The sequence below is a fragment of the Streptomyces sp. D2-8 genome (assembly GCF_023184515.1).
In the GTDB taxonomy this organism is placed as follows: domain Bacteria; phylum Actinomycetota; class Actinomycetes; order Streptomycetales; family Streptomycetaceae; genus Streptomyces.
Map to the genome: position 1 here is coordinate 1 of NZ_JAAHBP010000050.1, position 6,862 is coordinate 6,862.

Consider the following 6,862-nt stretch of genomic DNA (forward strand, 5'->3'; position numbering starts at 1 on the left):
CAGAAAGAACACCCGGCCCACACCCCGCCACGACGTGCACACACCCCGCAAAACACCGGCGGCGAAGCAGCGAACGAAGAAGTCAACTACCCCACGACCTCGCCGCACAGGTTAAAGATCAAGCTAGGCCTTCCTCACCCTGGGATGCGCACTCCTCTGCTGGCGACGGCTTGTCTCCCTACGCTGACAGCATCGGAATCCAGCAATCCATCACCTGCTGCAAACGCTGCCGGTAGTCAGCAATCCAGTCGTCCGGAGGACACCTCTTACGGGCAGGACGGTCCACCGTCTCCCCGCCGCCTGGCCGACGCCGACTACTGGGGCTCATGGGCCGTCAGGTCGATGAGGTGACGCTTGCCCTGCAGCAGGCAGGTGACCTCCCAGCCCGTGCGCCTGCCGACGACCCCCTGGGCGGGCACGTGCAGGCGCTCGGCCAGTTCGGCGACGTACACGTGGACCGACGCCTCGATGAGGGCCGCGTAGGCGTCCACACCGCTGCGAATACGGAGCCGGGCGGTGACGTACGTGGCGACGGCCAGCGGCAGTGCGGGCCACCACCAGACCGCGAGGACCGCGTACAGGACCGCCCAGGCCACCAGGGTGGTGGCCCGGTCGAGGGCTTCGCGGGCCGTTTCGATCTGCTGGCGCGAGGCGTCCGGGAGGAGCTGCCACAAGGCGGGCCACACTGTGGCCAGGTCCAGGTCCAAGTCGCGGGCGAGGCGCAGGGTGACCGCGTGCATCCGGTCACCGGACCAGGTGGGCCGATGGGGCTCCTCGGGCGAGACGCGGGCCACGGCGAGCCGGGCCGGCCCCAGCTCTGTCCCGCCGCCGGGCGTGCCGGAGGCCAGCAGCTCACTGGAACGCTGCCGCTCCCGCTCGTACGCGGCCACGGCACCGGCGCGCCGCTGCCGGCGCCTGGCCACCTGCCACCGCGCGAGGGCACGCAGCGGCCGGGGCCAGGAACCCCAGTCGGCCGCGAACCACAGGCGCTCCACGAGTGAGCCGAGCGTCTGGGCCACGAGGCCCACGGCGGCGGCCAGCAGCGCCACGACCAGCAGGAGCACTGCGAGCCGTGCTCCGGCTCCCGCACCGGGCGCCGGGCGCCACGCCTGTGCCTCGCCGACTAGGAGGTCCAGGTCGACGGCGTGGGCGTGGCCGAGCGTCCGGGCGGCGAAGGCGGCGGCCAGGAACAGCGCGCCCGGGAGCACCAGCAGGGACATCCACCGCTCCGCCAGGCGTTTGCCCAGCTCCGTCAGCAGGCCGCCCATTTCAGCCCTTGACCCAGCGCAGCGGAACCCCGCCCATGCGGCAGCGCGGGGCCTCCCGCATCGTGGGCTCCGCCCACTCCACGCGTGCGCAGGCTCCCAGGGGGCAGAGGAAGGCGACATCGGCTTCGGCGGCGGGCCCCACGCCGACGGGCCCGGGCTCGGGGACCGTGCGGGCGCTCGCCCCGTAGGCGCCGCGCGCGTCGCCGTCCGCGCGAACGATCCGGTCGATGGCGTCGAGCGGCGTCGCAGGGTTTTCGTTCCCGTCGACGACGGCTCGCTTCAACCGGTCGAGTTCCTCGGTCCGGCCCAGTTCGGCCAGGTGTTCGCGCAGCACGTCGAGGTGTTCGCAGACGTACGACAGGCCTCGCCTGACCCTTGCGGTCGATTCTTCCTCCGTCATCCCGACTCCCTCCGCGAACTGGTGCTTTCAGGGCATCATGCATGAACGGGGCGGCGGTGAAGGCCCGTTGGGGGGAGACTGTGGTGGGCGAACCGGGCCGGGAATCACGTGACGAGCTGGTGGCGCGGGCCGTGCGGGCTTTGCAGACGCTGTGGGCGGGGACCTCCCCCGACCCGGACCCCGCCCTGACAGGCGACCTGGCGCGGCTGGTCGCCGACGATCCCACGGACGAGCAGGCCACGGCCGTCCTCGGCCATCTGTACTGGCACCGGTACGAACGGCACGGCGCGCCGTCCGATCTCGACGACGCGGTGCGCATGCTGGCTCCGCACTTCTTCCCCGACCGGATGTTCCTCATCCCCGACGGTCTCAGGACGGAGATCGCGGACGCGCACAGCACGCACGTGGACACCCGGCTCGCCCAGGCCCTCACCGGCGAGGGCGACGTCGAGGAGAACCTGTCCGAGCTCGCCGCATGGTGCTGGTTTCTGCTGGAGCACGCCGACCCGGACAACGACCAGTACGGCGTCCATCTTGGCGGCTTGGGAACGGTGCTGTACACGCGGTACAACGTCCTGGGCGACGTCAATGCTTTGTTACAGGCCATCGGCCTCCTGAGCCGGGCCGCGCGGGTCACGCCGGCCGGCCACCCGAGCGGGCCGGGCATCCAGGGCAACCTAGCCATCGCCCTGGCCCGTCGCCACGGGCTCACCGGGTCCGCTAACGACCTGCGCACCGCGTTCGAGGCGTGCGTCCTCTCGCTGCGGGAGCCCCTCACCACCGCTGACCGGGACGGTCTCATGGGGATGCTCGCCTCGTTGCTGCGCGACCGGGTCCTTCGTGCGCGGGAGGAACACCGGTGGGACGACGTTCTGGCGGCGGGCCGCGCGGTCCTGGCCTTCCCCGAGTTGCGCTCGTACGCGCGGGAGGCGGTCGCGGAAGGCCTGGAGAAGCGCTTCACGACGGGCGCCGACAGGGCGGACCTGGACGAGGCGATCCGGCAGTGGACGGCGCTTCAGCGCGAGGTGCCAGACACATACACGGTGCACGAACGTGCGTACGTGACGATGAGGCGGGCCAACGCCTACTGGCTGCGGTACCAGCACGATCAACGGCCGGACGATCTGGACGTCGTGGTCGACGCCCACGAGCAGGCGCTGGCCCTCATCCCGGACGACGACACCACCCTCCGCTGGGACCTTCTCCGCAAGCTGTCCATCGCCCTCCTGGAGCGCATCGAGCGGCAGCCGACCGCCGACGACGTGGAGCGGGCCGTCACGGTGATCCGTGCCGGACTGGCCGACCGGGACGGCCACCAGGCGTCGCCCCACCTCCGGGCCGTCCTGACCCGGGCGCTCCCCCGGGCCCTGTGGTTCCGGTACGTCCTCGCGCGCCGACCCGAGGACCTCGACGAGGCGGCTGAGCTTCTGTGTTCGGCGGCCGTCCGCGAGGTGTCCTCGGTCGATGGCGTGCTGGTGTTCGGCTGTCTGGGCGCCCAGGTGCACCGTGCCCGGTACCGCGCGGGTCAGGGGCTCGACGCACTCCGGGAGGCGGTCGCCGCCTGCCGGGAGGCGCTCGGGGCGGCCCCGGACGTCCATCCCGCACGCCCCGGTGTGCTGGTGCAGCTCGGCATGTCGCTGGTCTACCTCTACCAGCACACCGGGGACCTGGTCGCGTTGGACGAGGCGGTCGACCGCGACCGCGAGGCCGTGCGGGCCGTGGGTGAGGACCAGCTCCACGGCCCCGTCGGGGTGGACGCCCTGTACCACCTCGGCACGGCCCTGGCCGAACGAGGCGCCCGCACCGGCAGCCTCGACGACCTGAACGACGCCGTGCGGACGCTGCAGCGGCTGCACGCCACTGCCGCTGCCATCAGGACCCGGGAGCTGCACGGGCTCGGGTTCGCGCTCAAGGAACTCTTCGACCGCACCCTTGACTCCACACAGCTGGACGAGGCCGTGGACCTGCTGCGGCGCGCGGTGGAGTCGTGCGAACCGGACGAGTCCGAGGCGCCGATCGTGCTGTCGGGGCTCAGCAGCGCGCTCCTGCGCCGTTACGGCCACAGCGGCGGACCGGCCGATCTGGACGAGGCCCTCGTGTACGCACGGCGGGCCGCCGACGCGGTACCGGCGAACGATCCAGTCGCGCTGCTGACGCTCACCTCTCTGACGGGCGCGCTCCTGGAGGAGCGGCGTCGAAATCCCGAACGGGTCGATGTAGACGACCTCGTCGCCCTGTGCCGGCGCGTCGTCGACCTCGCACCGCACGACCACGCCGCCCTCGGGACGTTCCACCACAACCTGGGAATCGCCCACAAGGAACAGACCGAGGCGAGCGAACCGCACGCGATGTTCCGGGCGTTCAGCGAGCTCACCGGCAGGACAGTGATCCCCTTCGGCATCGTGGAGGCCGTCGCCGATCTCCAGAAGGCGGCCGGCAGTGAGACCCTCGCGGCGTCCCATCGCATCCGCTCGGCACGGGCGGCCGCGTTCACGCTCTATCCCGTGGATGTGCTGGCCGCTCTCGAGCTCCTGGAGTACGCCGTCGAACTGATCCCCCTCGCCGCCCCGCGCCGGATCGCGTGGGCCGATCAGCAACACGCGGTGAAGGAATACTCGACCCTGGTCACATTCACCGCGGCCGCGGCCCTCGACGCGGGTGAGCAGCAGCGCCCGGACGCGCCGTACCTGCCCCTCCTGCCGTACGCCGCGCGCAGCGCTCTCCTGCTCCTGGAACAGGGGCGCACGGTCCTCCTCAGCCAGATGCTGGACACCCGCGGTGACATCTCGGACCTGCGGCGGAGCCATCCCGGGCTCGCCGACCGCTTCGTACACCTGCGCAACCTCCTAGACAGCGAGGACGACGGGACCCTGGACCGCCCCCGGGCCGCCACCGAACTCACGGCCGCGATCGAGGAGATCCGCGGCCTGGAGGGCTTCGCCTCGTTCGCCCGGCCGCCGGAGCTCGAGGCGCTCCTTGCCACGGCGGAAGCGGGACCGATCGTGGTGTTCAACTGCGACGAGACACGCTGCGACGCCCTCCTGGTCACCAGCGGCGGTGTGCGGCACCTGCCGCTGCCCCGCCTCACGCACGCGGAGCTGACCTCACAGGCCGATCTCTTCCATCACACGCTCGCCGTCGTCGCGGACCCGGAGACCGACTGGCGTGCCCAACGGGAGGCACAGCGGACCCTGAGCGGCATCCTGGGGTGGCTCTGGGACGTGGCCGCGGAGCCGGTCCTGCTGGCGTTGGGATTGGGCCCGGGTTCCGGGCGCGGCGATGAGCCGCCCCGTGTGTGGTGGTCCCCCGGCGGCCTGCTGGGCTCGCTGCCGCTGCACGCCGCCGGGCACCACGCCGAGTCCGCCGGCGGCGGTGACCGTACTGTCCTGGACCGGGTCGTGTCCTCGTACACCCCCACGATCCGTGCCCTGCGGCACGCCCGGCGCCCGCGGCCGGCCGGTGGCGGGCCGGGGCGCTCACTGATCGTCGCCATGCCGGCCACCCCGGGTGCCCCTCCGCTGTCCGGGGCCTCGGAGGAGGCGACCGCTGTGGCGGCGGTGCTGCCGGACCCGAAGGTCGTCACCGGTACGGCCACGCGGGCGGCGGTCCTGGCCGGGCTCATCGACACCCGGGTGATCCACCTGGCGTGTCATGCGGTCACCGATACCGTCGATCCCTCGCGCAGCCGACTGCTGCTGTGGGACCACGAGACGAAGGCGCTGAACGTCGCCGGGGTCGCCTCCGTGGCGTTGGAGCGAGCCGAGCTGGCCTATCTGTCGGCCTGCCGAACGACGTACACCGCCGCGCCGGATCTCCTGGACGAGGCCATCCACCTGACCAGCGCGTTCCAACTGGCCGGTTTCCGGCACGTGGTGGGCACGCTGTGGGAGGTGGACGACGTGATCTCGGCGACGGTGGCGAAGGCCTTCTACGCGTCCTTGTCGGACGCCGAGGGCCTGCACTGCGCCCGTTCCGCGGCCGCGCTCCGGACGTCGGTCCTGGCGCTGCGCGACGAGTTCCCCGGCACCCCGTCGCTCTGGGCCGGGTACCTGCACGCGGGCGCCTGACCCACCCCCGGTGGGCTCCGACCTCGAGGTAGCCGTGCGTCTTCACGTCGAGGTCCTCCCCGCCGATGCGGGGGTGCTCCGAAGCCGACGACGTGGGTTCTGCTCAACCGCACGTCCTCCCCGCCGACGCGGGGATGCTCCGCGGATCAAGGGTGGTGTCGCTGTAGGTGCGGCCGCTGTCGGCGGTCATCTGCGCGACGATGCGCCACCTTCCCTGTATCGAGGTTGAGGGGTCTGGAAGGCCTCCCTCGACAGCCCGCTCGGACCTGAGCAGTCCGCCGCCCGGCTCCGGGCTCGCCGTGCCGACTTCGACCACATGGTCCGGCTCGGGTGGGTGCTCTCACCGCAGTCGATCGAGGTCCGTTTCGGCACGAGCCGGGCCGGGGCCGTCGACGTCGCGCTCTACACCACCGCGTCCGTCGACGCGGTGGTCGTCGCGCGCCCCGAGGTCGGCTCGGACCTGATCTCCCAGCGAGGGGCCCTGGTGCTGACGGTGCCTCGCGCCGTCAACACCAGGGTCTGTAGGGCATGGCGAACAAGGAGTCGCGGGCCCTACTTGCCTTCTGGTGGCCGCGGTGGCGCTGGTGGTGGCGGAGCGGGGGGACCGTTGCGTTCCTCTTGCGGGGACTCAGCAAGGAAGGGAACAGGAAGCCCACGACACTTCCGACCACAGCACCGACCAGAAGCGCCAGAGGAACATTCCAGCCGGCCCAGGAGTCCAAGTACTCCAGCGGGCGCTGTCACGTTGGTTAGCTGGTGGGATGATCTTCTGGTTGATCGTGCTGGAGGGGGCTGTCCGTGGAGGCCGTGTCGCCGTCATACAAGGGGCACCGGTACCCGGTCGAGGTGATCTCGCACTGCGTGTGGCTGTACTTCCGCTTCCCGCTGTCGTTCCGCGAGGTCGAGGAGCTGATGCTTGAGCGCGGGATCGTCGTCTCGTACGAGACGGTGCGCCGCTGGTGCGCCAAGTTCGGGCAGCGGTACGCCGATTCGCTGCGCCGGCGGCAGCCCCGGCCGGGTGACAAATGGCACCTGGACGAGGTCTTCATCAAGATCAATGGAGAACCGAAGTACCTGTGGCGGGCCGTCGACCAGGACGGCAACGTCCTGGACATCCTCGTGCAGAA

At 71.5% G+C, this 6,862-nt stretch carries 4 protein-coding genes and 1 pseudogene; 3 read left to right on the forward strand and 2 right to left on the reverse strand.

What is annotated here, in order from left to right; translation table 11 throughout:
- Positions 1–314: 314 nt before the first annotated feature.
- Both G3I77_RS40275 and G3I77_RS40280 read right to left on the reverse strand, forming a co-directional pair.
- The gene (locus tag G3I77_RS40275) at positions 315–1,268 is read right to left on the reverse strand and encodes a hypothetical protein (RefSeq protein WP_248512400.1); all 954 of its coding nucleotides are present in this window, start codon (positions 1,266–1,268) and stop codon (positions 315–317) included.
- Position 1,269: 1 nt separating this feature from the next.
- Entirely contained in the window at positions 1,270–1,668 is a 399-nt protein-coding gene (locus G3I77_RS40280) for a hypothetical protein (RefSeq protein ID WP_248512402.1), read from the reverse strand.
- An 83-nt stretch (positions 1,669–1,751) separates the two neighbouring features.
- Between G3I77_RS40280 and G3I77_RS41035 the strand changes: the two genes are divergently transcribed.
- The 3 genes and pseudogenes from G3I77_RS41035 to G3I77_RS40290 all read left to right on the forward strand — a co-directional run.
- Positions 1,752–5,735 carry a CHAT domain-containing protein gene (locus G3I77_RS41035; protein WP_248512404.1) on the forward strand — a complete coding sequence of 1,328 codons (3,984 nt, stop codon included), beginning with the start codon at positions 1,752–1,754 and terminating at the stop codon, positions 5,733–5,735.
- A 250-nt stretch (positions 5,736–5,985) separates the two neighbouring features.
- Positions 5,986–6,186, forward strand: a pseudogene (locus G3I77_RS41040) (hypothetical protein); the annotation flags it as partial.
- A 347-nt stretch (positions 6,187–6,533) separates the two neighbouring features.
- On the forward strand, positions 6,534–6,862 hold a 329-nt coding region (locus G3I77_RS40290; protein ID WP_248512406.1), incomplete at its 3' end, for an IS6 family transposase.